We start from the raw sequence: 25,325 nt of genomic DNA, 5'->3' as shown, positions 1-25,325 counted from the left end.
TATGGACGAGAAATACGAACGGGGGATCCTCCGCATCTCGGCCGTGTTCCTGCTCGCGGCCGCGCTCCTCATCCCGGTCGGCTACGCCGGGATCGGTGCCTCACCGGTCCTGCCCGTCGGCTTCGCGGTCCTGGCCGCCGGGCTGTACGTCGCCTGGCAGCGAAGCGACGAGTACGGCGTCTACCTCTCCGGACTCTGGCTCGGCCCGGTTCTGGCGGCCATCGTCGCCGTCGCCGGGTTCGTCATCGGTGCTTCGCCCGGCGAACTCCAGGCGCTGGGCGGTATCGTCGGTCTCGTCGGCGTGTTCAACCTCATCCTCCGCCCCGTCTATCGGATCGTCCACTACATCGTCGCCGGCGCGGTCCAGATCGGCCGCGAGATCCAGGAAGAACGCTCCTCCTAGTGCAGTGCCGTCTCGATTTCGGCCACGTCCGCGGTCGTCTTGAACGTCGTGCCCCCGTAGTGGGTTCTGGACGCCTCGTGTCCCGCGTCGCGAAGCGCCGCGAGGAAGTCGTCCATCCCGACCGCCGACTCGTTCCAGCGCTTGTAGAGGCGGTGCTGGTCGTAGTGCGTCGGCGTGGATAGCTCCCCCTCGATGGTCGAGAGAAGGTCCCGCGCCCGGGCCGCGGTCCCGAACCCGTCGGTGACCTGCTCGCGGACGGCGGCCACGAACTCGGGGTCGTGGGAGTCGCCCAGCCAGAGCGGCCCGGCGGTCTGGAGGTGGTGGCCGCAGTTGGGACACTCGTCGCCCGGGTCCGCGAGCAGGCCGCGCTCGTGGCCGCGGTAGAGACAGTGCTGGCAGTGGTCGACGTGGCCGAGTTCGTCCAGCAGTGCGTTCGCGGCGCGGGCCCCCTGCTCGACGTCGAGGTAGGTTCGGGCGTAATGGTCGGTGACGTGGCTGAACACGGGCCGGGCCGCCACGTCGAACTTCGCGGCGGTGCGGACCAGCGCCGACAGCAACACCCGGAGCCCCATCTCCGCGTGGTACTCGGTGTTGCGCGGGACCGCGCCGTACTTGCGGACGCCGCTCTCGAAGTGTGCCCCACACAGCGGCGCGGTGTCGGTCGCGGTGACGGCGAGGAGGCCCTGCGCGCTCCGGGCCGCGGCGTCGGCGAATGGGATTGGCGTCCCGAACGGATCCACGTCCACCACGTCGAACCGTTCCTGGTGCAGCAGGACGTTGGCGTCGCCGTGGACGGTCTCCCCCGCTACCCCGTTGCGCTCGAAGTTCTCGGCGGCCAGGTCGACGGCCTCGGGGTCTACGTCACAGGTCGTCGCCGTCCAGCCGTCGGCAGCGGCCCGGACGCCCCGGATTCCGCTGGCGGCCGTCGCGTCCAGATACGTGGACGGCTCCGCGTCCGCCCGTTCCCGGTAGGCCCGCAGCGTCGCTACCGTCAGATCCCGGTTGAGCTCCATCTCCGGGTTGTAGAACACCTCGCCCTCCTTCCCGTCGGTGGCCTCTCCGGGGACCTCGACCTCGACACTGCCCTCCTCGATTCGCATACCTCCGATCCGGACGCGGGGGCGAAAAGGGATGCGCTCTACACTCATCGAACCTGTTTTGACAGTCCGGGACTATTTCGAGTCCGTGACAGCGGTCGACGACTGGGTGGCCGACCTGGCCGCCGCCGGCGAACTCACTCCGGAGAGCGTCGACCGTATCGTCTCGCTCCACGGCGAGCGTGGCCAGCGCGCCATCGAGGCCGTCGGCGAACACCGCGTCAAGGAGTACCGCGACTTCACCGTCGTCGTCGGCTACGAGGACGAGTACATCGTCGAGGCCGGGGACTGCAACTGCGCCGACTCCGAGTACAACCTCGATACCGACGACCCCACGCAACTGTGCTGGCACGCCCTGGCCGTCCGGGTCGCCGAGGCCATCGACGAAGTCGACCACCACGATATGTGGTACAGCGACGTGCGGGATTTTCTGTAGACGGCCACCCGGGAACCAGGCCAAGCGTATAATTGGTGGGGCGTCGTCCAGTGTCCCATGCCCGAAATCCCAGAGGCCTACCACGACCTGTTCGAGAAGGCGACCATCGCCCACCTCACGACGATGCTGCCCGACGGCCGCCCGCACACGACGCCGGTCTGGATCGACTACGACACCGACGCCGACCGCCTGCTGGTCAACACCGAACGCCACACCCGCAAAGCGAGAAACGTCGAACGCGACCCGACAGTCTCGGCCAGCATGACCGATCCGGACGACCCCAACCGATTCCTCTCGGTCACCGGCGAGGTCGAGACCGTGACCACCGAGGGCGCACCGGAGCACGTCGACGAGCTCGCCGGTCGGTACATGGGAGAAGACGAGTATTCGGAAGCCACCGAGAGCGAACGGATCCTTCTCCGTATCCGCCCCGAGGACATCTATACTATGGCGTGAGGCCAGCGGCGCCACATCTCGCCTGTGGGGCACGTCGCCCGCGTCCGGCGACGCGGTTTCAGTCCTGCCTCCCGATTCACGGCTCGGTTCGCTCTCCGTTCGGCCAGCCGGCGGTCGCCCGTCAGTCCCCGGCGGCCTGCTTGTCGATGTCTTCGAGGTCCGCACCGCCGACCGAGGAGCGCAGGGCGTCCATCCCGTCGTCGCGGTCGATCCCAAAGTTGTCCTCGGCGAGGTCCTCGACGCGCTGGAACTCTTCCTCGGAGAGGGCGGGCGTGTCGGCTGCGCCAGCCCACTCGTCGATGTCGTCGGCGGTCCGGAAGGTGGGCGTGACCGAGGCCACCTCGTCGAAGGCCAGCAGCCACTGGATCGCGGCCTGGCCCATCGTCCGTTCCCCATCCCGTTCGAGGAATCGGAGGGCGTCGACTTTCTCCCAGCCCGTCTCGTACCACTCCTGGGGCCGGTGCGCGCGGTGGTCGCCCTCGCCGAGTTCGGTGTCGGGCGTGACCTGCTCGTTCAGGAGGCCCGAGGAGTGAGGGACACGGGGGAGGATGGCGGTGTCGGCGTCGAGCCGGCGGACCTCCTCGATGGCGTGGCGGCCGGGCGTCTGCTCGAACACGTTGAACACGAGCTGGAGGGCGTCGAACTCCTGCTCGACGGCCTCGGTGGCCTCCGCGAGCCAGCCGATGGAGGGGCCGAGCGCCCAGCCGATGGCCTCGACCTTGCCCTCCTCGCGGAGTTCGTCCAGCGTCTCCAGCACGTCCGGCGTGACCTCGTCGACGTTGGCGTTGTGCAACATCAACACGTCGACGTAGTCCATCCCCAACCTATCGAGCGAGCGGTCCAGCGCCGTGCGGATCCACTCGGGATCGACGCGCTTCGGGAGTTCGCCGTGGCCAGCCTGCGGGTTGTTGTAGAAGTCGTAGCCGACCTTCGTGGAGACGGTGACCTCCTCGCGGTGTTCGCTCAGGGCCTCGCCGACGAGCTCCTCCGAGTCGCCGTGGCCGTACACGTCGCCGGTATCGAAGAAGTTGATCCCCCGGTCGAGGGCGTGCTGGACCATGTCGACGGCCTGCTCGCGGGAGCGGTCGCCCCACCAGTCCGTGCCGACGACCCAGGCCCCGAAGCCGACTTCGCTGACCTCGACGCCCGAGTTTCCGAGTTCGCGCTGGTTCATACCCCTTCGTTGGCACGCGGCCCACTTAGCGCGTACGATTGCCGACCGCTACTCCCGCAGGGTCGGCACCGCCACGGACTCCCGGAGCGCCAGATCGCCGTACGCCCGGCGGACCCACCACGCGGTCAGGCCGGTGCCGACGACGAGCGCGAGCAGGACGAGCAGGCCGCCCTCCGGGCCGAACGCGCCGCCGGTGAGGAGCGCGGGGCCGCTCGTTTCGGTTTCGAAGACGGTGACACCGATCGTGAGGCCGCTGACGGGGAAGCCATACACCGCGCCGACCACGGTGTTCCACGCCAGGTGGAGTCCGATGGGGACGCCGAGCCGGTCCGTCCAAACGTACCCGAGCCCCAGCAGGACGCCGAACAGCGTGATGTTGGCGATCGAGAGGGCGGTCGCGTTGGGGTTTTCGGCGTGGAGCAGGCCGAACAGCCCGGCGGTCGACACCGTGGCGAGTCCGATCGCCAGCCGCGGGCCGATCCGGTCGAACCCACCCAGTGCCTCCGCAAGGTTCGTCAGGAGGTAGCCCCTGACAAACAGCTCTTCGGACACCGCGACGCCGACGAAAAACAGCACGACGGCGAGCAAGGAGAGCGACACGGGCCAGTCACCGAACACGAGGAAGGCATCGGGCGTCGTCCCGACGACCCCAGTGATAGTCACCCAGCCGGCGGCCACGCCGACGAGGAAAAGCAGCGTCGGGAGGACCATACCGAGCGCCAGGCCGAAGCCGAGATCACGGGCCCACTGACGGTCGAGCCCCAGTCCCAGCCCGTCGATTCGTCGCCGCCCGACCAGATAACTCGCCGCCGGGAGGCCGACAACCATACCGACAAAGGAGAGCACCTGTCCGCCGGCACCGTCGATCCAGGCGTCCCCGAGGGCAACCACGGCCACGGACCCGACGACGAGGACGAGCAGGCCGACCAGCACGGCCGCAACCGCGAACCGCCAGGGGAGTCGGAGGCGGCGCTCCCGGCGGTTCCAGAAGACGCTCACGACGTGGCCGACGACGCCGCGTCCGCCGGCGCCCTGCGTCGTTGGTCCGCCGGACCCCGGTTCCGTCCCGGCGCGCTCGTCCTCGTTCGGCGTCCCGTCGTCCAGGCCCGACGCTCCCTCGTCGGGCCCGCGCTCGTCGGCCATGGCCGGTGTGTCGGCCGCCGATGGAATGAACGTGGGGGTCACGCTCGTTTCGGAACAGCCGTCTCGGGTCGCGCCGGTCGCCCGAACGTGTGCGGCGGTTACCTTCCGGTAACGGTCCCGAGAGTAACGAAAACCCCTATCAACGCGGGTTCCAATGAGAGGGGTATGACGAAGCGTCACGTCTCGTTGCCGCCCCTGGCCGAACAGGGGCTCCGGGCGTTCATCGACGAGGTCGACGAGCGCCTCAGCAGTGACGAGAACACATGCGACGTGGTCGAGGACGTACTCGTGGACCTCCACGGCGACCGCCAGGCCTACGAACGCTGGCAGTCCGGCGAGTCGGTGTCGCCGGCCGAACGCGTCCGACTGCAGGGGTACGACCCCTGTAACGCGACCCTGGAGAGCGAGTACTACGCCGAGGTCGCGGGCATGGACGAGGGCGAATACGAGCGCTCGAAGCACCTCCAGTGGCTCTGGCGACAGTTCGACGCCACGCCGATGGCCGACAACATCGCCTTCGCTCTGCGCTTCCGCCAGATGCTCGCCGATCACCTGTTCGCCGAGGCCGGTGACGACCTCCGGCTGTTCAAGGGGATCACGTTCACCTTCGGCCACAACATCGAACTGGGCGACAACGTGGTCGTCCACGACGATGTCCACCTCGATGACCGCGGGACGCTCACCGTCGGCGACCGCGTGTCGATCTCCGACAACGCCCACGTCTACACCCACGACCACGACGTGGTCGACCAGACCGAAGTCACCGACTACCACACCATCATCGAGGACGACGTGCGCGTCACCTACGACTCGATGGTGCAGGCGGGCGTGCGCATGGGCGAGAACTCCATTCTCGCGGCGAAATCCATCGCCGGCAAGGACGTGCCGGCCCACCACATCGCCGCCGGCCAGCCCGCCAAATCCATCGCGATCAAGGAGGGCTGGGAGCGCGTTGCCGACCCCATCGAGGACGCTAACGTCGACCGTAGCGACGAGCGCGTCGTCGAGTACGACGTGCCCGACGTGGACGTGTTCGACGAGTTCCAGCGGGACCTCTCGCCGCCCGACAGGTAAACTACCCCACCCTACTTCGCTCACCCGCAGGGGGTTCGCTCGTTGAGGGTGGGGCCACCGATAGAGCGGAGCTCTATCGAGGCCTCGAAAGGCTTCGCCTTTCGGTGGCTTTGATGTGGACTCCCGGCGATCAGCTCTCGGCGGTTGGCCGATAGCCGTCGCCGTTCAGCATCCCACCATTTACACGCACGTCTACTGGTGCGTCTGCGCTCCCCGGCGTGGGCGAGGAACGCAGTCTGTGTTGTCGCTTCCGCAGATACCGCAGGCCGACGTTTTTCGCGCCGTCGTAGTCCGCGTTGATTTCGCACCCGCAGTTGAGGCACTGGAACTGCTCGCCGTCGCGGTTGTCTTCGTGAGTAAACCCACAGTCAGTACGAGAACACCGCTGACTGGTGTGGGCGGGTTCGACCTGCTCAACAGCCATACTCCGTTCTGGCGCTTTGTATTCGACGTACTCGACAAGACGGCGAAATGCCCAGATGTGATGCCAGTCAGCGTGGGGCAGCCGCCCTCGGATGTCGGTCAAATCCGCGAACACGATCACGTCGCAGTCGTGGACAACCGCCTCCTCAACGACCTCGTTGGCGACTGTGTGGATGTACTGTTTGCGCCATGCTCGCTCTCGCTTTCCAAGTCGAAGCAAGGCGTTATGAGCGGCTTGTGTGCCACGCTGTTGCATCTCTGCCCGGCGCTTCTCGAACTCGTGAATCCAGTGGTCGTACTCGTCGCCACTCCAGAACGTGCCCGTTGACGAAACGGCAAGGCTGTTCACACCAAGGTCGATCCCGAGGACTGTCTGGTGCCCGGTATCGTCCGAACTCCCGATTTCAACAGCCTCACCGTCTGTATCTACCTTCCGCGTTTTGATGTGGAAGTAAAACCCGTCGGTCGCTTGGTCGTATTGGAGTGTACTCGTCCGAAACTCGTAGTCGTCCGAAAGCACGTACTCCTCGTATGGTGTTGGACTATCTGCCGGCAACTCAAAGTCACACTCGATGCGTCCGTTCACCGTCGAAAGCGAGATCTCGTTCCGGTAGAACGTCGCACTCCGCTTGTCGTAGACCACACTCCACGAGGTGAACTCCGGTTTGTTCGTCCGCTTGCCCTTCTTCCAGCGGTCAACACCACTATCGACGGCGTGGATAGCACGCCGAATGGCTTCTTGAACGAGGTTCGCTGTCAGGTCGGTTTCTTCGCGGAGTCGGTCGTAGAGCGCGTCTCTGGCTGTCACATTCGAGGTGATACAGTCTTCGTAGTCGGTGTTGTCCCAGCAGTAGTCACTTGCCTCGTTCGCACAGTAGAGGAATTGCTCGGCAGTTTCGTGGAGGTCGTCGCGGTACTCGTCGGGAACAACGAGTTTGACCGGCGCGGTACGTCTGACCTCCATATTTCAGGTGCCGTTCCGACGGTTCTCAATAGATCGGGAGTCGGACAGCGACAGTCCCGTCATGTGTGTCGGGGAGTGTCGGCTTCTGCGCGCGGGCTTTGCCCGCTCGCACGGCCCGCGGAACTCCGTTCCGCGTTGTCCTCCCCGGCCTACTCGCTTCGCGCTTCCGACCAGTCAGAAGCTCTCGCTCCTTGAGGCCGGGGGCTCTGCCTCGAAACTGCTGAACACGGTCCCGCCCGTACTGTCCCGTCCCGACCGGCTCCCCCTCGGCCCCTGCAACCGACGGAAAAGCCAAGTACCGTGACACCCTATCACACGGCATGGAGGTCTGGACCTGGATCGTGGCGTACATCGTCGGGTTCAGTCTGCTCCAGTTGCTGGTGTACCGGTATTTCCGGGACAGCGACCCGTCGGTCGAGGGAGCCTCGACGGGCTCGGGCGAGCAGTACTCGGCCGCGACCGACGGACTGGAGCGGGACCAGACGAGTCGCCGGACCCGTGACGACGATGGCACGGTGTGCCAACACTGCGGCACGTTCAACGAACACGAAGCGACGTATCGGTACTGCAAACACTGCGTCTCACCGCTCCGGTAGCGACGAGGTTTTGCCCCACTGCGCCGACTGGCAGGTATGCGTAGCGTCGCGATCAACGTCGCCGCCAACACCAACGAGCCCGGCGTCCGCGGCCCGCTCTTTTCGGACGGCAGTTTCGAGTACGTCCCCATCCCCGAGGCAGAACCCACCCATACCGACGCGACCGTCCCGACCTACGCCGACCTCGACCTAACCACCGACGTGCCCGAGGACTACCGGTCTCACCCGGTCCACCTCGACCCGGAGTTCGCGGCGTATCCTGGCTGTGACCGCTACACCTACGGCGATCCCAACGGCGTGAAAGCTGCCCCCATCCTCGACCTCGCGGCCGGCGACTACCTGCTGTTCTACGCGACACTCGCCACCGACGGGGACCGGCCCGACTGGGCCCCGCCCGAGTGGGGCGCGTTCCTGATCGGCCAGTTCCGACTGGCCCGGGACCCCCTGACGGGCGAACAGTACCGCGAATTGCCCGCCGATGCCGAGGCCCGAGCCGCCTTCGCCAACAACGCCCACGTCAAACGCGACCCGTTCGACGCGCGCGTGCTGGTCCACGGTGATCCCGACGCGTCGGGGCTGTACGACACCGCCGTCCCACTGAGCGATTCGTCGACCGGAAGCCAGGCCAACGCCGTCGTGACCGCCCTCTCGGCCGATTCCGGGAAGGGGCCGTGGTGGCGTCGCCCGCTCCGGTTCGAACCCGACGCGACCGACCGGGTCCTGACCCTCGATCCCGCCGACGCCGCGCGGTTGTCGGGCCGGTGAAACGGCCAACGACCCGGGCCGTGACCCCGTACCGTTCTCAATCGTGAGAACACAGCAGGAACACATATATTCCGAGATGGATCTGTTCCGGGTATGCGCGTTTCGAGCGGTGTCCCGGGTTTCGACGAGATCGTCGAGGGCGGCCTCCCGGCGAACCGGCTGTACGTGGTCAGTGGCCCGCCGGGGAGCGGCAAGACGACCTTCTCTTCGATGTTCATCACCGAGGGGGCCCGCAACGGCGAGAACTGCCTGTACGTCACGATGCACGAGTCGAAAGACGAACTCGTCCACGACATGTCGAACTTCGATTTCGGCTTCGAGAAGGTGATGCGCTCGGATCGAGTGCAGTTTCTCAATCTCGTGACCGAGGCCGGCAAGCGGACCATCACCCAGTTCGGCACCGACGGCGGCCTGACAAACCGGCTGAAGGCCTTCATCGAGTCCAACGATATCGACCGCGCGGTCATCGACTCGACGATGCTCCTCCAGCACTTCTTCGCCGATATGTCCGAGGAGATCACGGGCTTTCTCTCCTCGCTGAAACAGACCGACGCGACGATCCTGCTCATCTCGGAGATGACCGATCCGACCTCCTACTCGGACGAGCACTACCTCGCCCACGGAGTGGTTTTCTTCCACAACTACATGGAAGCCGGCGGGATGACACGCGGCGTCCAGACGATCAAGATGCGCGGGACGGCCATCGACTGTGACATCCACAAGATCGACTTCTCGGACAGCGGGTTGCGAGTCCATCCCAACGAGAAAGTACAGCGATGAACCTCTACGAGAATCGCTTCGACACCGACTGGGACCACCTCGACCGCGACGAGGCCATGGAGCGTGCCTTCGCGCTCGGCGTCGCCGCCTCGCTGGGCCAGCGCAACGAGGAGGAGTACGAGGCCGTCCACCAGGCGATGGGGACAAACTACGACGCCAGCATCGTCGAACTCGCCTACAAGGAGGGGAAACAGAAAGGCACCAAACGGAAACGGGCCGTCGACAACGCGACCGACCTCGAAGACATCTGGGCGGCCGTCATCAGCGCGGAACTGGACGACGACGAGCCCGCCGAGGACGACGACACGACCAGTCGTGCGACCGACCTCCCCTCCGCCGTCTCCGATCTCCCCGAGATGACCGAGCAACCGGATCGGGACCCCGAGCAGACCGAGTTCCCCGAGTTCCTGGAGTAGCTACCGTGGCAGTTCGAGATTCACGACGGCCCCCTTCCCCCTGTCGCCGATCCAGGCGCGCCCGCCGTACTGTTCGAGGACCGACGCCGTCAGGAAGAGCCCGAGTCCCTCGCCGTCGCTGTCGAGTCCCCGCTCGCTTGGCTCGAACACGTCCGCCCGCACCTCGTCGGGAATGCCAGGGCCGTTGTCGGCCACCGAGAGAACGACCTCGTCCTCCCGTTTCGCGACCGACACTTCCACCTGCGGGTCCTCGCTGTCGTTGTGTTCGACCGCGTTCGCCAGGACGTTCGCGATGGCCCGTCCGAGCAGGTCGTTGGCCCGGACTGTGCAGTCGGCCGGAATCGAGCCGACCACCTCGAAGGTCCCCTCGGGAAACGTCTCCCGGGCCGCGGACAGTTCCTCGGACAGGACGGCCCCGAGATCGACCGGCAACAGGGTCGGCTCCTCGGTGAGCGTCCGCGTAATGTCTCTGATCTCCTCGATGGTCGCCGTCATCTCGTCGGCGCGGTCGATCACCGTCTCGGCGTGATCGACTCCCTCGCCGTCGACGCGGGCTTCCAGCAGCTGTGCCTGCCCCCGGATGACCGTCAGTCCGTTCAGCAGGTGGTGACGCAGGATGCGGTTCAACAGTTCGTTGGTCTCCTGCTGGCGCTCGACGAACTCCTGTTCCATCTGGGCCTGCGTCGCCGCCTCCGCGTTCTGTTTGGCCCGGACCTGTGCGGTCCCCACCAGGAGCCCGAAGAAGCCGCCGGCGACGATCTCCGTCGTCGACTCGACGCTCATCGGCACGTCCTGGCCCAGCAGCCCCAGCAGGACCGACCACCCGGCCAGCCCCACCATCGTGTAGATCCCCAGCGCGTACCAGACCGCGACCGTCCGTCGGCCCTCCGTCGTCAGGTTCTGCTCGTGGAGCTTCAGCCCCTGCCAGACGATCAGCGTCACGAACAGTGCCGGCAGCACGAGATCGAGCGCCCGAAAGAACGGTTCGTCGACGTGCATCCGGACCAACCCGACGAACAACGCGAGCAAGACGAGACTCACGACTGGAACGATCCACTCGAAGAACGTGTCGATGACCCACTCGTCGACATCGGTCCAGGCCATGTCCCCTGGTTTTCCCTGTTCGACTCGCCGCCTTATGTGTATCGGAGTGGCAGATGCGGGACGGCCGACCACCCCCGATCCCTCGGATGTGAGGACCAACCTTTTATATGGATGCTGACGTTGGTGGTATCAACGGAAGCATCGAGTGGGCGTCGTGGGGACGACAACGCAGCGAACGCTTCCAGGGGGTCAACGGATGGGACAGACACGCGACGACGGAACCGTGTACAGTGTGATCGACCGAGCGGCGCGACTGGCGCTCGCGCTCGCTGTGCTGGGGACCCTGTTCGTCTCCGGCGCGGCCGCCGCCGACAACGCGACGACGCCGGCACCCGCCACGCCGGCCCCGGCCGCCGACGATCCCGGCGCGACCGAACCGGTCGACGCGAGTGCCGGGATGGAGATCCCGTCGGCCACCGGTCCCGTCGCCGGTGCCGGCATCGCCGCGGGCATCGCCATCGGCGTCGGCCTGTTCTCCCGGTTCGGCCGGGAGGAGTGAGCCAGGGCTGGCGAGTTGTTCGCCACAGGTATGCGCCGGCCGGCAGTTCACCGAGTACCGGGAGGTGAACGCCGACCGACATCGTCGGTCGGAAATTGAACCCGATGGCAAATCCTCGCTACCGCTCGGATTTGCGTAGTTGAATTCCCTCTCCGATACCTGCGGCTCACGAATTGTTCGCCGCAGGAAATGCGCCGACCGGGAATTGAACCCGGGCCGCGAGCTTGGGAAGCTCGAGTCCTACCACTGACTTCTGATAGACTCGCTGGCGCTCGTCTATCAGCCCTCGTCTCGCTCCGCTCGACTCGGCACCGGCGCTTTCAGGCGTCTACACCCAAAATCCGTCCAACAGTCGCCCGCTTCTCACGCAAAACGTATATGCCCGACACCGAACAGGGCGAGCACGTCACCGTCGAGATTACCGATGTATATCAGAACGCCGCCTTCGCGGAAGTTGTCGAGCGTGTGAATTACTACGACTGATTCCTTTGCCACCGAAATTCGTTCGCAGGGTTTGATAAGCCGCCGCTGTGACGTGACAGAACAACATGGATAGGGACACTGTTTGGGAGTATGTCGAACAATCTGACGCCGTTCTCGACTCTTCTCCACAGATGGACGAGGCTAACACGAAGGCCGCCGTGCTACGTGACTTTTTAGATCTTCTCGATTGGCAGATTCCGCAAAACACTCAGCTTGAATACTCTGTCGAAGCGTTCGGGCAGACCTACAAGGTAGATTACGCGCTGATTCTCGATGGCACACCGGTCGCTTTCCTCGAGGCCAAGGGGGCAGACACAGCCCTGACCGACGACCACGAAGACCAATTGTCGTCGTACATGACAAACAAGAATGTCACCTACGGAATCCTCACGAACGGCAAGCAGTACCGCTTCTTTCAGCGCCGTGTGGACGCCTCGAACGTAGACGTTCAGAAGGTCGGTGACGTAGCCCTGGAAGACCTTCCAAACCGCCTTGCTGTCCTGAAGGCCTACGAAAAAGACGCTATCGAGTCAGGGGAGTCAGGGAAAATACTCGGACGTATCAACGAACTCCGTGAAGCCCGCCGAACCCTCGAAGCGGATAAGGACGACTTGGCAGTCGAACTCTCGAACACGCTAGCTGACGAGGTTTCAGACGCTATCTCGTCGCTTGCGGAAACACAGGCGAAGGAGATGATTGACCGCCTCGTCTCGGATATTGAATCCGAAATAGACACTGATGATGGTGGCACAGACGGCCCGATAGGTGGTGGTAGCGGTGGTGGTATCGAACCATCGGACAATCACATCGCCGGTCAGATTAGACGCGCCGAGGTGGATGGCAACGGGGACGCGAAGGTCGCAGTGTTCCCGACGAAAGAATCCGGTCTGCCCTTCCTGAAGGAGAACAATGCGTGGGGGTTCGTTCGTGTCGGGAGCGAGTTTGAGTACGTAGCAATGTACGTGACTGGCGACGTGCGACAGGTCAAATACTTCGCTACGGTCAAGGATGTAGTTCCACCTGAAGAAGCCGAATTATCTCGCCCCATCGAAGAGTACGCCGACGGCGCGAAAATCGCAGAGGACAAGATGGTGATTCGGTTTGAACCGGACAGTCTGTACGAGTTGGAAGACCCCGTTCCCTACGAGACGAAGTACCCGCAAGGCCTTCGATATACTACTCTCGGGGCGCTTCGGTCAGCAGAGACGACTGACGATCTGTTCTAATTGTCATGCGCCGACCGGGAATTGAACCACGCGAAGACGGTCGCTCCCGTCGGTTGCGCTGCGTCTTCTCTACTTCAATTCCCTCTCCGATACCTGCGGCTCACGAATTGTTCGCCGCAGGAAATGCGCCGACCGGGAATTGAACCCGGGCCGCGAGCTTGGGAAGCTCGAGTCCTACCACTGGACCATCGGCGCACTTCGCTCACTTCGTTCGCTCGTGCCCCGAGCACCATCTCGCTTCGCTCGATGGTACACCGGCGCGCTCACGTTCCAGCGTACCGCATCCCGGCACTTGAACGTAGCGTTTCACTCGACGCACCCAGCGACCGTTGCACGCGCCCTAAGCCGAGCCAAATCCGCCGATCACCAGACCGACCGCCGGACAACAGTTGCAGACCGTTGCTATCCCGCGCATGACCAAGCCGTCGTCGGTCCTCGCATCGGTGCATACCAACGAACTATCCGCGCCGCACCTCCGGTGTCGTTCCGGTGGCCGTACTCCTCGGGACCCTGCTGGTCGCCGGGGCGACAGCGGGCGTCGCACAGGACGAGACACCGGCGAACGAGACCGACGACGGGACGGCACAGGTCCGGATCGTCCACGCGGTCCCGAACGCGGCCGTCGATGTGACCGTCGCCGAGACCGAGACGCCGACGCCCGAGTGAGGTGCACGGATCACGACTCGTGACGCGTTCGGGCCGGGACGGGCTATCCGACATCCCCGACTTCGTCGTGTGGCACTGGTTTTACACGTCTCCGGAGGGAGGGATGGTGTATGGCGCTCGACCATCGGGTCGGGACGTACGCCCCTGCCCGCCTGGCGACCACCGTCGCACGAGCCGTCACACCCAAACCGAATACCGAGGCACTCTTCTGCCGGTCGTTCGTCCGGGAACACACGGACTTCGAGTCGCTCGAGGCGTTCTGCCGCGCCTGTCCCTGCGAGCGGGACACCGTCGGGAGTGTCCAGCGGCTCTCCGCGGACGAACGCGACGCGTTCGTGGCCACGACCACCGACTTCGAGACGTGGGCCGAGATGAGAGAGTGCGCGGCGACCAGCGACCTCGTCAGCCCCGTGCGTCGCTGACTGGCCCGCTCCCGGGACCGCGGCCAACACGCGATAGAGCTCGAAACTGCCCGTCACGCCGTGGCCCATCGACCTGCCCCCGGCTTCCGGTGGCCTCAGTTTTCCTCCGGGACCACGCCGGACTTCGTGTCGGACGAGATTTGTTCTTTTCCGCCCGCTCGAACCGAACGCCTGTCCGGAAATCGGGGGGCGTCGGGACGTATTAGTTCATCGGGGTCGAACGAACGGGCATGGCAGAAACGGACGCGATTGCACGTGCCGATCAGCCGCTCGATCTCTCCCTGTCGACGGCGGAACTGGACGCCCGTCGGAATCACATCACGTCGTTCATCAGCGACCAGGTGGACGCGGCGGGGGTCGAAGACGCCATCATCGGGCTTTCGGGTGGGATCGACAGCACGCTGACGGCGTACCTGGCCGTCGAGGCGCTGGGGACCGACAGCGTCCACGGGCTGGTGATGCCTAGCGAGGTCAACCGCGAACGGAACATGAGCGACGCCGAACGCGTCGCGGAGACGCTCGGGATCGAGTACGACGTGGTGCCGGTCGAACCCATCGTCGACACGATTCTGGACGTGGTGCCGGGGATCGACCCCGAAACCGACGTGGAGTCCGACCCCGTCCGGACGGCCGTCGGAAACCTCCGGGTCCGGGCGCGCGCGATCCTGAACTACTTCTACGCGAACCAGGAGGACGCGCTGGTGCTGGGGACGGGCAACCGCAGCGAGGCACTGGTCGGCTACTTCACCAAGTACGGCGACGGCGCGGTCGATTGCCATCCCATCGCCAACCTCTACAAGGGGCAGGTACGCCAGCTGGCCAAACACCTCGGCGTCGACGACGATCTGGCGGAAAAGACCGCCAGCGCCGAGATGTGGTCGGGCCAGACCGACGAACGGGAACTCGGGCTGACGTACGAGACGCTCGACTCGGTGCTCGCGCTCCACGTCGACGGGCCGCTGTCGAAGTCCGCGACCGCCCGCGAGATCGGGGTCGATCCGTCGGTCATCGACCGAGTTCGCGGGCTCTACGAGCGCAGCGCGCACAAGCGACGGACGCCGCCGGGGCCGGAGCCGCTGTCTTAGGAACTGTTGGCGACGATCCGAATACGGTCGTCGTCCTGCAGGACGTACGACGACGGGTCGACGTCGTTCCCGTCGACGGCGACCGTGACGTTCGTGTCCGGGTCGCTCTCGTTGTAGGTCGTCCCCTGGAAGGTGACCGACGAGTCGGTGACGCCGATGCTCAGCGTCGACATGGCGTACTCCAGCGTCACGCCCTGGGCGTGTTTGTGCCAGCGCACGCCGTTGCCGCTCTCGAAGTGGAACGCGTCGGCCTGCAGCTGGTACTGCTGCTGGCTGAAGTCGAGCGTGTTCCCGTCGATGATCACGTCGATGGTTCCGTGCTGGTGAACGGTCTGGAGGCCGTACGGCGTCTGTTCCACGTCGCCGACGCTCCCGCTGGCGGCCGCGGGGCCACTCCCGCCGCCGATGTTCAGGAAGAACACGACGTAGACGAGGATACCTACCGTCAGCAGAAGCGTCCCACCGATGATGGCCGGCCCCGTCGGGAACTCCCCCTCCTCGTCGTCGCCGACGTGGTCGGCGACCCGGCGACGGTCGATGCGGCTCAGTTCCGATTCGTCGTGTTCGGTGTGCAGGTGTTCGAGATACGCCCCCTCTTGCTCGAACGACGCGTCGCAGTAGTTACATTCCGGCATGAGATTCCCCGTGTCGTACCCCCACACTTGGAGACTCCACGATTCAACCTTTTCGATCCGGCAGTCTCGTCCCCGCGGCGCTACGTCCGGTCGAAGTCGGCCGCGGCGTGCAGGTCCGCGAACGCGTCCGCTTCCCGACGCTCCTGCTCGGTCGTGCCAGCGCCGTCGCGCAGTCGGCGCTTGAGGACGGCGAGCGCGCCGTGGTCGTTGGCCGCGATCTCGTCCGCCACCGCCCGTGGATCGGCAGTGATCCGGGAGAGCAGTCCCATCCGGAGCGCCGCCTCGGCGTCGACGACCCGTCCCGAGAGCGCGATGTCCATGGCCTCGCCCTCGCCGACCACGCGGGGGAGGCGTGCGGTACCACCCCAGGCACCGAACAGGCCGAGTTCCACGCCGGTCTCGGCGAAACTCGCGTCCGGGGTGCCGACCCGGAGGTCACACGCGAGTGCGAGTTCGACGCCACCGCCACGGGCGGGCCCGTCGATCCCTGCGACGACGACGGGCTCGCCGTCCTCGATGGCGCGAGCGACCACCTGGCCGTGGGCGGCGAACTCCTGGGGGTCGTCGAGGTCGGCGACCACGTTCAGGTCGGCCCCGGCACAGAAGGCGTCGCCGGCCCCTTGCAGGTAGACGACGGGGGTGTCGGCGTCGGTGACGGCCGCTTCCAGTGCGTCCAGCCCCGACGGGGTGAGGGCGTTGCGTCGGTCGGGCCGGTCGAGCGTGACGACCAGCACGTCGTCGGCCCGTTCGGTCGTTATCATGCGGGGTCCGTGGTCGGTCGTTTCCAAAGGTCTTTGCCTTTCCCCCCGCTAGTTCAGCGTAATGGACGAAGCCGCTGTGGTTCGGCGAGCGGCGCTGGAGGCCGTCGACGATGTCGATCCGGATCGTCTCTTCGAGCGCATCGAGCAGCGCATCGAGGGTGGATCGATGGCGCCGGGCGCACTGACGCTGTGCAGTGCGGCGGCCGTCGCCGAGGGGGCCTCTGCTGGGGCCGAGGAGGTCGGCACCGACGGCATCGACGACCGCGCCGCCGGCGTCCAGCTCATCTACGAAGGGCTCCGCCTCACCCGCTCGCTGGCCCACGCCGAACCGTGGGCCGGCCGCGGCGGACTCGACGACTGGTCGACCTCGGCGGTCGCGGCGGCCCGATCCGGCGACGGCGACGGGAAGGAACGGGCGGCCGCCGCGGCGGATCTCGACGTACTGGTCGCGGACATCCTCGTCGCACGCGGCTTCTACCTCCTCGCACGGACCGAGGCGGCCGAGGCTGCCGTCACGGTCGTGCGCTCGTTCGGCCAGGACCAGACCGTCCGCCGGGAGACCGACGACCCCACGCTCGACGGCAACCTCGAAGCCGACGTGTTCGAGCTGGCCGTCGTCGCCGGCACCACCGCCGCGGGCGGGAGCGCCCCCGTCGGCTGCCGGGAGTTCGTCACCGACCTCGCGACCGTCGAGGGCGACCTCCCACAGGCCGAGGCCGTCCTCACCGCCGAGGTCCGCGACCGACTCGGCGGACTGGTCGGGACCGACCCGTCGCCCGCCAGCGGTGCGCGGACCTCCGCGGACCACTGACGCCCGAGAATCGACGATTCTGGACTCGCTGTGGGTGGTGCGTCACGGTTCGCCACGGCGACGTGGTTTATTTTATATTGTAGCAAAATCCCATTTGTTTAGACGTGATATGAAGGTGGCAGCTGGGAACCAAGCTCTGCTACGATGGTAGTCCGACTCCCCATTGTTTATGTAACACCCGTTTTACGTATAAGACGTGGAAGTGCGGCGTACCGTGCCCGTTGCACTCGACGTGGCCAGTGACGACGCTGCACTCCTCGAAGACACCGTCGATGCGTTCCTCTGGTCGGCACAGTACGTCGTTGACTACGCGTTTCAGGGCGGGTACGTTACCACCAGCAAGACGACGTTGGACGATGAAACCTACGACGACGTACGCGAGCAGACTGACGGCTTCAACGGTGGACTGGTACAAGCAGCGAGAAACAAGGCCGCCGAAGCCTGCAAGAGCGTGGTCGCACGCTGGAAGCAGGACAAGAGCGCGTCTAAACCCCAGTTCACCAGTCCGCACGTCGTCTATGACAAGCGCACCGCGACGTTTCATGACGATTATGTGAGCCTCGCTACCACCGACGGACGAATCGAAGCCGAGTACGTGCTTCCCGACGAGGACAGCGACACACCGCACTCAGAGTACCTGTTTTCAGACGCGTACGAAACCACGGGTGCGGAACTGCACTATCGTAACGGTGACTGGATACTTCACATCCGTTGCAAGAATGAAGTGGAGTCTGACACATCGTCACAGACAACCACTGAGAACGGAACGGTTCTCGGGGTTGACCTCGGCGTGAACACCCTCGCCGTCACCTCGACGGGCACGTTCTGGACAGGCGGGGAATTCGATCACTGGCGCAGAGAATACGAGAACCGTCGTGAATCCCTCCAGCAGTGCGGGACCCGATGGGCACACGAGAATATCCAGTCCGTGGGGCAAAAAGAGGAAGGGCGGTTCAAAGTGATACTGCACCGCATTAGCAACGAGATCGTCGCAGAAGCCTGCGAAAATGGATGTTCGGTGATTGTGTTCGAGGGTTTGACTAACATCCGCGAGCGAACTGGTGCGTCGTGGGGTCACCAGTGGGCGTTCGACCGTCTCTACGAATACGTAGAGTACAAGGCCGAAGAACACGGGATTGAGGTTGAGCAGGTTGATCCAGAGAACACGTCGCGGCGGTGTTCGCACTGTGGGTTCACGCATCTTGATAACCGCGATGGTGAGGACTTCGAGTGTCTGAACTGCGGCTATCAGAACCACGCGGATTACAACGCTGCAAAAAACATCGGCTTACGGTATCTCCGTCGCAACCAAACCGGGGGCGATGGAGGCGCACCCTTGGGCGTGCGCTTGAACAGCGGGACGCTGAACGTGAACGGAGACTATTCCCCTGCCTCGCCAGAGGTTAGAACAGGAGTCCACGCTGAATCCCACGACCTTAGTGGTGGGTAGCTCAAACAGCAGCCCAGTAGAACCGGGCACAGCGGACGGCCGGGACGTGGTACTCAATTCGGCACGGCGTGGCGACTCATTGGGCGAATCATGTCGGGCCACACCACGCGAAGGAGCAACTTCGCCACAAGAGCGTGACGACGACGATGAAGTACCTCCACTCAGACTCCGAAACTCGGTCATCAGCGGTGGAGCAAATCTGGTAAGCGAAACTCGCTAACAGAGATCCTTAGTTTCTTTTTCTATAATGTGTTCAGATAGAGATATAGAGAATACATTTTTTGGATAAGGTGACCAACAATGGATAGTAGCTGGGATGACTGAGAACTCGAAAAAATACAGAAATGCAGATTGGCTCCGAGAGAAATATTGGGAAGAGGAATTAAATCTCAAAGAGATCGGAGATATTGTTGGGGTTTCTGGAGACACTATTCTACGTTGGATGAAGAAACACGATATTGACCGAAGACCGACTGGAGGAGAGGTTAGTCCCTCACGAGACGAATACATTGATGCACTACAACGAGTCGCAGATCGCTTGGGCAGAAGCCCTACTTTAGAGGAATATAAGCAGGTTTCGCGCAAAGATGAACCGAACGTGGGTGCCTACAAGGGATTATTTGATTCATGGAATACAGCAAAGGAAGCCGCTGGATTATCCCCCTGTTCTTCGGGCCCTGATGGGCCCTCAAAGGAGGAGTGTGTTCGTGCGCTCCGTAAAGTTGCGAATCAGCTTGGGAAGAGCCCCAGTCAAAGAGAATATGACAACACAATTTCTGAGGGTGAAATCTCTGCGGCTAACATAAAGCATCAATTCTCATCTTGGAATGCCGCGAAGGAGGCCGCGGGTCTTGAGGTTGTGGAGAAGCATGGATGGACTAAATCAGAAGTAATCAATTCTATATCCCGTGTCAGTGAACAGCATGACGGACAGTTATCAAAAAGGGTGTATCTCAAATTAAAACAGCCAACAGACCCGTCCGTAGATACGATAATGCGACTCTTTGGCTCGTGGAATCAGGCGTTAGATAGCGCTGGGCTGTTACCTCAACCGTCCCAATATACTGAAGAGGAATGCATCGAGGCACTCCAATATGTGGCTGAAAAAATTGGCCGGAGTCCAAGAATACGAGAATATAGGAGGCATCGGCGTCCTACAGACCCAGTACCGTGGGTGATGAAAAACTCGTTTGAGTCGTGGAATGATATGAAAGAACTTGCTGATCTGTATGCGTACGATGATGGGTCTTATTTGGAATTTCCGTATGGTTCAAATTGGCGTAATATCGCTGAACAAGCCCGTGAGCGCGATAATTACAAGTGCCGTAGTTGTGGCTTGACTTCGGAGGAGCATACCGATATCTATGATCGTGATTTAGAGGTTCACCATCTTCACAAAATTATGTCCTTTTTTGAAATACTGCCGGACAAGCTAAAAGATGACATTCGTTCGGAAGAATCTCTATCCGAATCTGACCGAAAGGCCGTCGAACGTATCTTAGACAAAGCAAATGATCTAACGAATTTAGTAACTGTCTGTAAAAAATGCCATTCTCAATTGGAACCTCTTCCCGTCGAAAAACAGACTGAACTGGTTGATGCTGCTCTTCCTGAAGTCCACCCATAAATGCCCCACCCTGATTTGTTTGATGGCGCGTCACGGTACGGCACACGCGGTGGCTTTCATCACATTCTTATACGCCTCTGTAGTAGAATCGGGTGCGGAAGAGGAAAAACGGGTGTAGAAACCCATCGAGCGCCTGGGTAGCTTAGCGGTAAAGCGCGTCCTTGGTAAGGACGAGACCGCGGGTTCAATTCCCGCCTCAGGCTCTCTCGAATTTTCGTCGCCGACCCGCACTGGCTGTAACCTCTAGAATTCCGACCGGTGGTACTACAGTCGAGGTGTGAGAGCAGAACGCTCGAACTGTTGTCTCATCGTCACATTAACATAACCGCCGGACGGCAACGGACCCGTGGCGGACGACTGCGTGTATCGGACCGCGATCACTCGTCTCGACGTTTCCGACGAGCAGCGCGCGCTACTCGAAGAGACGATATCCGAGTGGAAGCGTGGATGTCAGATCGCGACCGACCTCGCGTGGAACCGCTGTCAGGCGAAGTCGGATGTCCAGTCACTCGCCTACGATCCCCTGCGTGAGCAGACCGATCTCGGGAGCCAACATGCGATTCTCGCCACACACCAAGCCGCAGAGGCGATAACTGGCTGTATCGAGCGCAGATCGAGGGGGGAGAAAGCCAGCACGCCACGGTTCACTGCGCCGACAGTGACGTACGATTCTCGAACGCTGACGCTGTTCGACGACGAGACGGTGTCTCTCAGTACGACCGAAAACCGGATTCGCTGTCCGCTCGTCCTTCCGGAAGACGACGACGGATTTCAGTGGCGGTTCCTTGATTCGGAACGCTGGGAAGTGACCGAAAGCACGCTCACTGCTGACGGGGACGACTACTTCCTCCATCTCGGTTTTCGACGCCCGAAATCGAACAACCAACCGAACACCGCCGAGGACGGAACGGTTCTCGGGGTCGACCTCGGTGTCGAAAACATCGCTGTCACAAGCACTGCGCGGTTCTTTTCGGGACGAGAGCTACATCACACTCTCAGCGAATTCGAGAAGACACGTGCTGGGCTGCAACGGACCGGAACCCGAAGCGCCCACCGAACGCTCGAACAGGCGAGCGGCCGCCAACTGCGAACCGTTCGCGACGAGATGCATCGTGTCTCCAAGGGAATCGTCACCGAAGCTGTCCGATACGAGTGCGATCGCATCGTCTTCGAGGACCTCACACACATCCGGAAACGAACGGACGATGCGTGGGGGCACAGGTGGGCTTACAGAAAACTCTACCAGTTCGTCGAGTACAAGGCTGAACGGCACGGCATCGCGGTCGAACAGGTTGACCCTGCCGACACGTCGAAACGGTGTGGCGAGTGTGGGTTCGTCACCGATGCGAACCGTCCCACTCGTGACCGGTTCGAGTGTCGGGCCTGTGAGACGGAAGCGAACGCGGATTACAACGCAGCGAAAAATATCGGATTGCGGTACGTCCGCCGGGGCCAACAGTCGTCACGGCGGACGGGCGACGGTCAACTCGCCCTGAAGTCCGGAACGGTGACTCCGAACAGCGGATTTACCGCTTACCCCGATGGGTTCGAGGCCGAGTTCACGGACAAGCGCCGGTGTGGTACCACGCCACCGACACCATCGGATGCCGGCTGCTGGTCACACCGACGCAGTTGATATTCCGGCCTAGGCGCTTCTCGCGACTCGACGACCACGGAGCGACAGCGACGGGTGCAGAGTCACGAGGCCGAAACGGACCGGAGAGTCACATCTACTGCCCGTTCTTCCGGACCGACGCCGACGTTCATCACGCTTGAGTTTTATTGCTGATAATCGGCCACAAGATACTTTACCCATCCACGATTATCGATGAGTAGGCACCAACACGGTGCCACCCCACCCCACCCCCCACCGATCCCCCACCCTTTCTACTTCGACGCCATACCCCCGAGCGACGGCTGTGTGCGCCGGCTCGACCGAGATCTGATAACCGCCAAATCCCGTGCTAGAGAACCACAATCCCTTATATTCGTTAGCTCGCTCTAGGTCCGGGAGGCCGATTAAAGAGTTTTAACATTATAGACCATAACATTTTTCCGCTGATGTATGCTCGTGACGGATGCGTACGAACAGACACCGCGGCAACGCGGGCGGAGTTCCATGCTACCGTGTACGATCCGTCGCAGATTCCAGTCGTCAGCCGCTGTCGGCACGTGGGCACAGTGGGCGGTTCGCGCCGCTGCTGGCCCCCGGAGTGGGGTCGACCGGCTGGGTCGAACACGGATGCCGACCGGAACTGGAGCTCTCCCGCACGGTCTTCGGGCGGCACGTAGGTCCCACCGTTCGCGGACCGTTTCGACAGAGATAAACCGATTCTACTGGAGGACCTAGACGCAATAACCATGGCACACGACTCAGATGGGGAAGACCCCGTTGCAAGCAGTGTCGAGACGACAGAACCGTTCCTTCGCGACGTCGACAACAAGAAGGCACGCGAACTGCGCGAGCAGCTGAACAACCAGGACTACGTCTTCGCGCCCGGTCTCTACCACGCGCTCGACGCCCGACTGGCCGAGATGGCCGGTCTGGACGCCGCGTACATGTCGGGGTACTCGACGGTCCTGGGCCAGTTCGGCTTCCCGGACCTCGAGATGGTCGACATGCGCGAGATGGTCGAGAACGCAAAGCGCATCGTCGAGGCCACGGAACTGCCCGTCATCGCGGACTGTGACACCGGCTACGGTGGCATCCACAACGTCCGCCGTGCGGTCCGAGAGTACGAGAAGGTCGGCGTCGCTGCGGTCCACATCGAGGACCAGACGACCCCGAAGCGCTGTGGTCACATCGCCGGCAAGAAGATCGTCTCCCGCGAAGACGCCAAGGCCCGCTTCGAGGCCGCCGTCGACGCGAAGCAGGACGAGGACACCGTCATCATCGCCCGGACCGACGCCTACGGCTCGGCCAACGGTGACTGGGAGGAACACCTCGAGCGTGGTCGGATGTACGCCGACGCCGGCGTCGACCTGGTCTGGCCCGAGATGCCCGACCCGTCCCGCGAGGACGCCGTCGAGTACGCCGAGACCATCCACGAGACCCACCCCGACCTGAAGCTGGCGTTCAACTACTCCAGCTCCTTCGCCTGGTCCGAGGAAGAGGACCCGCTCACGTTCCAGGAACTGGGCGACCTCGGCTACAAGTACCAGTTCATCACGCTGTACGCCCTGCACTCGGGCGCACACGCGGTCTACGAGGACATGAAGAACATCGCCGAGAACGACGAAGAAGCGCAGTGGGACCTCGAAGACCGCTACCTGGGCCACGAGACCGAGAGCCACCACGAACTCTCGTTCGTCCCGCGCTTCCAGAACATCGAGGCCAAGTTCGACCCCGAAGCCGCCAAGCGCCAGGAAGAGTCCGCCGGCTTCAGCGACGAAGAGGAAGACGCGGTCATCAGCTCCGACCAGGACGACTGACGGGAGCTTCGAGCGCAGCGAGAAGCCCCGGACGTGCGAGCGGGCCACTGGCCCGCGAGCACAGCGGTCTCTAATCGCCGCTTTTCTTTCGACGCGAACCGGATAGCGGCTGCTCCGTCCGTCTGATGCTGTCGAAAAACGCGTCGCCCGCTCAGTCGTCGGCGGCCCGGTCGACGACGGTCACGACCACGTCCCAGTCGGGGTGGCCGTCCTCGCCGTCGACGTCCCAGCCACCCTCGACGTCGATGCCGTTCTGGTGTGCCGTGTGTATCAACTCGGAGAGTATCGTCTCGAACCTCGGTTCGTCGGTGACGTTCAGGTGTGGGTCTTCCATGGTGTCCTCACGGGGGTATGCAGTGACTTCGGCAGAACCGGTGCCCCGAGTCGCGCCGCGCGAGGTCCGTAGCAGTGTACAATCGCCGTACTCCCTGCTATGGGGCCCCGACTTAACAACCCCGTGATTAACATGGTATACCATGCATTACTGCCCAATCCGTCCGTCGTCTCCGAACCAGTGTCCAAAATCTTAAAAAAAACCCGGGATTGCTTATGACTGGACCGTGTAGCCTCGCATACCAAGGCAGCCACATTTGACCCCAGAACAAGAACCACAGGACACTGAACGGCTCATGAGTGTCATCGTGGAGATGGAGGTTGTCGCGAGTGATTTCGAGCTGGGTCGCATCCTCGATATCGTCCCCGGCGTTCGGATCGAGGTGGAAACGATGGTGCCCGCTGGCGAGCGAGCGGTGCCGCTGTTCTGGGTTTACGACGGCGATCGGTCCTCCTTCGAATCCAGCGTCCGGGACCACCCCGCTGTGGACGCGGTCACCGAGATCGACGAATTCGAGGACCGCACGCTGTACGCCATCGACTGGGACGTCGAGTTCGACCACTTCTTCGGCGCTATCGTCGAGAACGATGGCCACATTCTGGCCGCGACGGGCCACAGCGACGCCTGGCAGTTCGAACTCCGATTCCCCGGTCACGACTGCCTGTCCGAGTTCCGGGAGTCGCTGAACGGCGCCGGCATCTCGTTCGAGGTGATCCGGGTGTACAACCCCACACGACCCGATGCTGGTCCCTGGTTCGGACTGACGCCGACCCAGCGGGAGGCGCTGGTGCTGGCCGTCGAGTCCGGCTACTACGACATCCCCCGGACCTGTACGACCGTCGAGCTGGCCGAGAAACTGGGCATCTCCGACCAGGCCGTCACCGAACGGCTCCGCCGGGCCATCGTCAACCTGGTCGACAACTCGCTGCTGGTGACGAGCGACGACTCCGAGTGACCCCGTCCCGGTCGGCGTCCGGACGGTAGGCACCCGCATAGCCGGCTTGCGACTCGATTCGGCCAGCTTTAAGAACCGCGGAGTAATCCCTTCGAGTGACTACAATGA

General features: G+C 63.3%; 28 protein-coding genes and 3 tRNA genes. 21 read left to right on the top strand and 10 right to left on the bottom strand.

What is annotated here, in order from left to right; all coding sequences use genetic code 11:
• The first annotated feature begins 1 nt into the window (after position 1).
• Positions 2–403 (top strand): hypothetical protein, encoded by a 402-nt coding sequence (locus tag MU521_RS17090; RefSeq protein ID WP_092694010.1) that lies wholly within the window; start codon positions 2–4, stop codon positions 401–403.
• Here MU521_RS17090 and MU521_RS17085 read toward each other — a convergent pair.
• On the bottom strand, positions 400–1,503 hold the full coding sequence (locus MU521_RS17085; protein ID WP_092694012.1) for a tRNA (guanine(26)-N(2))-dimethyltransferase: 1,104 nt from the start codon (positions 1,501–1,503) through the stop codon (positions 400–402). The genes MU521_RS17090 and MU521_RS17085 overlap by 4 nt on opposite strands.
• 85 nt (positions 1,504–1,588) lie before the next feature.
• Here MU521_RS17085 and MU521_RS17080 point away from each other — a divergent pair, with 85 nt between their 5' ends.
• Both MU521_RS17080 and MU521_RS17075 read left to right on the top strand, forming a co-directional pair.
• The gene (locus MU521_RS17080; protein ID WP_092694014.1) at positions 1,589–1,936 is read left to right on the top strand and encodes a hypothetical protein; all 348 of its coding nucleotides are present in this window, start codon (positions 1,589–1,591) and stop codon (positions 1,934–1,936) included.
• A 57-nt stretch (positions 1,937–1,993) separates the two neighbouring features.
• Positions 1,994–2,392 carry a pyridoxamine 5'-phosphate oxidase family protein gene (locus MU521_RS17075; RefSeq protein ID WP_092694016.1) on the top strand — a complete coding sequence of 133 codons (399 nt, stop codon included), beginning with the start codon at positions 1,994–1,996 and terminating at the stop codon, positions 2,390–2,392.
• A gap of 121 nt (positions 2,393–2,513) precedes the next feature.
• Here MU521_RS17075 and MU521_RS17070 read toward each other — a convergent pair whose 3' ends face one another.
• Positions 2,514–3,566: an aldo/keto reductase gene (locus tag MU521_RS17070; RefSeq protein WP_092694018.1), complete on the bottom strand. Its 1,053-nt coding sequence runs from the start codon at positions 3,564–3,566 to the stop codon at positions 2,514–2,516.
• A 48-nt stretch (positions 3,567–3,614) separates the two neighbouring features.
• Positions 3,615–4,709: a CPBP family intramembrane glutamic endopeptidase gene (locus tag MU521_RS17065; RefSeq protein ID WP_092694020.1), complete on the bottom strand. Its 1,095-nt coding sequence runs from the start codon at positions 4,707–4,709 to the stop codon at positions 3,615–3,617.
• Positions 4,710–4,874: 165 nt separating this feature from the next.
• On the opposite strand from MU521_RS17065, the gene MU521_RS17060 reads away from it, so the two are divergent.
• On the top strand, positions 4,875–5,783 hold the full coding sequence (locus MU521_RS17060; RefSeq protein ID WP_092694022.1) for an acyltransferase: 909 nt from the start codon (positions 4,875–4,877) through the stop codon (positions 5,781–5,783).
• 130 nt (positions 5,784–5,913) lie between these two features.
• Here the strand turns inward: MU521_RS17060 and MU521_RS17055 are convergent, their stop codons facing one another.
• Positions 5,914–7,170: an RNA-guided endonuclease InsQ/TnpB family protein gene (locus MU521_RS17055; RefSeq protein WP_092694024.1), complete on the bottom strand. Its 1,257-nt coding sequence runs from the start codon at positions 7,168–7,170 to the stop codon at positions 5,914–5,916.
• A 320-nt stretch (positions 7,171–7,490) separates the two neighbouring features.
• Here MU521_RS17055 and MU521_RS17050 point away from each other — a divergent pair, with 320 nt between their 5' ends.
• The 4 genes from MU521_RS17050 (at position 7,491) to MU521_RS17035 (ending at position 9,727) form a co-directional block, all read left to right on the top strand.
• Positions 7,491–7,766 carry a DUF7577 domain-containing protein gene (locus tag MU521_RS17050; protein ID WP_092658290.1) on the top strand — a complete coding sequence of 92 codons (276 nt, stop codon included), beginning with the start codon at positions 7,491–7,493 and terminating at the stop codon, positions 7,764–7,766.
• A gap of 36 nt (positions 7,767–7,802) precedes the next feature.
• Complete coding sequence (locus MU521_RS17045) at positions 7,803–8,531, top strand: Nmad3 family putative nucleotide modification protein (protein ID WP_092694026.1); 729 nt, start codon at positions 7,803–7,805, stop codon at positions 8,529–8,531.
• A gap of 93 nt (positions 8,532–8,624) precedes the next feature.
• Positions 8,625–9,311 (top strand): RAD55 family ATPase, encoded by a 687-nt coding sequence (locus MU521_RS17040; RefSeq protein ID WP_092694028.1) that lies wholly within the window; start codon positions 8,625–8,627, stop codon positions 9,309–9,311.
• The gene (locus MU521_RS17035; RefSeq protein ID WP_092694030.1) at positions 9,308–9,727 is read left to right on the top strand and encodes a DUF8057 family protein; all 420 of its coding nucleotides are present in this window, start codon (positions 9,308–9,310) and stop codon (positions 9,725–9,727) included. Before MU521_RS17040 ends, MU521_RS17035 begins: the two co-directional genes overlap by 4 nt.
• Here the strand turns inward: MU521_RS17035 and MU521_RS17030 are convergent, their stop codons facing one another.
• On the bottom strand, positions 9,728–10,831 hold the full coding sequence (locus MU521_RS17030) for a sensor histidine kinase (RefSeq protein WP_092694032.1): 1,104 nt from the start codon (positions 10,829–10,831) through the stop codon (positions 9,728–9,730).
• A gap of 196 nt (positions 10,832–11,027) precedes the next feature.
• On the opposite strand from MU521_RS17030, the gene MU521_RS17025 reads away from it, so the two are divergent.
• Positions 11,028–11,330 carry a hypothetical protein gene (locus MU521_RS17025; protein WP_092694034.1) on the top strand — a complete coding sequence of 101 codons (303 nt, stop codon included), beginning with the start codon at positions 11,028–11,030 and terminating at the stop codon, positions 11,328–11,330.
• A 190-nt stretch (positions 11,331–11,520) separates the two neighbouring features.
• Here MU521_RS17025 and MU521_RS17020 read toward each other — a convergent pair.
• Positions 11,521–11,584, bottom strand: a tRNA-Gly gene (locus MU521_RS17020).
• On the opposite strand from MU521_RS17020, the gene MU521_RS21695 reads away from it, so the two are divergent.
• Positions 11,577–11,813: a TRAM domain-containing protein gene (locus tag MU521_RS21695; protein WP_342670346.1), complete on the top strand. Its 237-nt coding sequence runs from the start codon at positions 11,577–11,579 to the stop codon at positions 11,811–11,813. The genes MU521_RS17020 and MU521_RS21695 overlap by 8 nt on opposite strands.
• Before the next feature lie 65 nt (positions 11,814–11,878).
• Complete coding sequence (locus MU521_RS17010; protein WP_217630179.1) at positions 11,879–13,039, top strand: DUF8743 domain-containing protein; 1,161 nt, start codon at positions 11,879–11,881, stop codon at positions 13,037–13,039.
• A gap of 124 nt (positions 13,040–13,163) precedes the next feature.
• Here MU521_RS17010 and MU521_RS17005 read toward each other — a convergent pair.
• A tRNA-Gly gene (locus tag MU521_RS17005) sits at positions 13,164–13,234 on the bottom strand.
• A gap of 294 nt (positions 13,235–13,528) precedes the next feature.
• On the opposite strand from MU521_RS17005, the gene MU521_RS17000 reads away from it, so the two are divergent.
• From MU521_RS17000 to MU521_RS16990, 3 genes are all read left to right on the top strand, one after another.
• A complete protein-coding gene (locus MU521_RS17000) occupies positions 13,529–13,705 on the top strand; it encodes a hypothetical protein (protein WP_175452910.1) in 177 nt (58 codons plus the stop codon).
• A 110-nt stretch (positions 13,706–13,815) separates the two neighbouring features.
• Positions 13,816–14,127 (top strand): hypothetical protein, encoded by a 312-nt coding sequence (locus MU521_RS16995; RefSeq protein ID WP_092694036.1) that lies wholly within the window; start codon positions 13,816–13,818, stop codon positions 14,125–14,127.
• 230 nt (positions 14,128–14,357) lie between these two features.
• Positions 14,358–15,212 carry an NAD+ synthase gene (locus MU521_RS16990; protein ID WP_092694038.1) on the top strand — a complete coding sequence of 285 codons (855 nt, stop codon included), beginning with the start codon at positions 14,358–14,360 and terminating at the stop codon, positions 15,210–15,212.
• On the opposite strand, the gene MU521_RS16985 is transcribed toward MU521_RS16990, so the two are convergent.
• Positions 15,209–15,847 carry a hypothetical protein gene (locus MU521_RS16985; protein ID WP_092694040.1) on the bottom strand — a complete coding sequence of 213 codons (639 nt, stop codon included), beginning with the start codon at positions 15,845–15,847 and terminating at the stop codon, positions 15,209–15,211. The genes MU521_RS16990 and MU521_RS16985 overlap by 4 nt on opposite strands.
• An 80-nt stretch (positions 15,848–15,927) precedes the next feature.
• Positions 15,928–16,608, bottom strand: coding sequence for an enoyl-CoA hydratase/isomerase family protein (locus MU521_RS16980; RefSeq protein ID WP_092694042.1), 681 nt, complete (start codon positions 16,606–16,608; stop codon positions 15,928–15,930).
• Between the two features lie 61 nt (positions 16,609–16,669).
• Here MU521_RS16980 and MU521_RS16975 point away from each other — a divergent pair, with 61 nt between their 5' ends.
• The 6 genes from MU521_RS16975 to aceA all read left to right on the top strand — a co-directional run bounded on the left by MU521_RS16975 (position 16,670) and on the right by aceA (position 23,928).
• Complete coding sequence (locus tag MU521_RS16975; protein WP_092694044.1) at positions 16,670–17,419, top strand: DUF7114 family protein; 750 nt, start codon at positions 16,670–16,672, stop codon at positions 17,417–17,419.
• A 196-nt stretch (positions 17,420–17,615) separates the two neighbouring features.
• Positions 17,616–18,869: an RNA-guided endonuclease InsQ/TnpB family protein gene (locus MU521_RS16970; RefSeq protein WP_092694046.1), complete on the top strand. Its 1,254-nt coding sequence runs from the start codon at positions 17,616–17,618 to the stop codon at positions 18,867–18,869.
• Positions 18,870–19,185: 316 nt separating this feature from the next.
• Entirely contained in the window at positions 19,186–20,496 is a 1,311-nt protein-coding gene (locus tag MU521_RS16965; protein ID WP_139171149.1) for a homing endonuclease associated repeat-containing protein, read from the top strand.
• 131 nt (positions 20,497–20,627) lie between these two features.
• Positions 20,628–20,699: transfer RNA gene (locus MU521_RS16960), tRNA-Thr, on the top strand.
• 143 nt (positions 20,700–20,842) lie between these two features.
• Positions 20,843–22,132 carry an RNA-guided endonuclease InsQ/TnpB family protein gene (locus MU521_RS16955; protein ID WP_245681207.1) on the top strand — a complete coding sequence of 430 codons (1,290 nt, stop codon included), beginning with the start codon at positions 20,843–20,845 and terminating at the stop codon, positions 22,130–22,132.
• A 725-nt stretch (positions 22,133–22,857) separates the two neighbouring features.
• A complete protein-coding gene (aceA, locus tag MU521_RS16950; protein WP_092694048.1) occupies positions 22,858–23,928 on the top strand; it encodes an isocitrate lyase in 1,071 nt (356 codons plus the stop codon).
• Positions 23,929–24,079: 151 nt separating this feature from the next.
• On the opposite strand, the gene MU521_RS16945 is transcribed toward aceA, so the two are convergent.
• Positions 24,080–24,262: a hypothetical protein gene (locus tag MU521_RS16945; protein WP_092694050.1), complete on the bottom strand. Its 183-nt coding sequence runs from the start codon at positions 24,260–24,262 to the stop codon at positions 24,080–24,082.
• Between the two features lie 295 nt (positions 24,263–24,557).
• Here MU521_RS16945 and MU521_RS16940 point away from each other — a divergent pair, with 295 nt between their 5' ends.
• On the top strand, positions 24,558–25,217 hold the full coding sequence (locus MU521_RS16940; protein ID WP_092694052.1) for a helix-turn-helix domain-containing protein: 660 nt from the start codon (positions 24,558–24,560) through the stop codon (positions 25,215–25,217).
• The last annotated feature ends 108 nt before the right edge of the window (positions 25,218–25,325 follow it).

Origin of the sequence: Halorientalis regularis, assembly GCF_023698535.1 — an archaeon.
Classification (GTDB): Archaea; Halobacteriota; Halobacteria; order Halobacteriales; family Haloarculaceae; genus Halorientalis; species Halorientalis regularis.
This window is presented reverse-complemented; position numbering and strand designations above follow the sequence as displayed.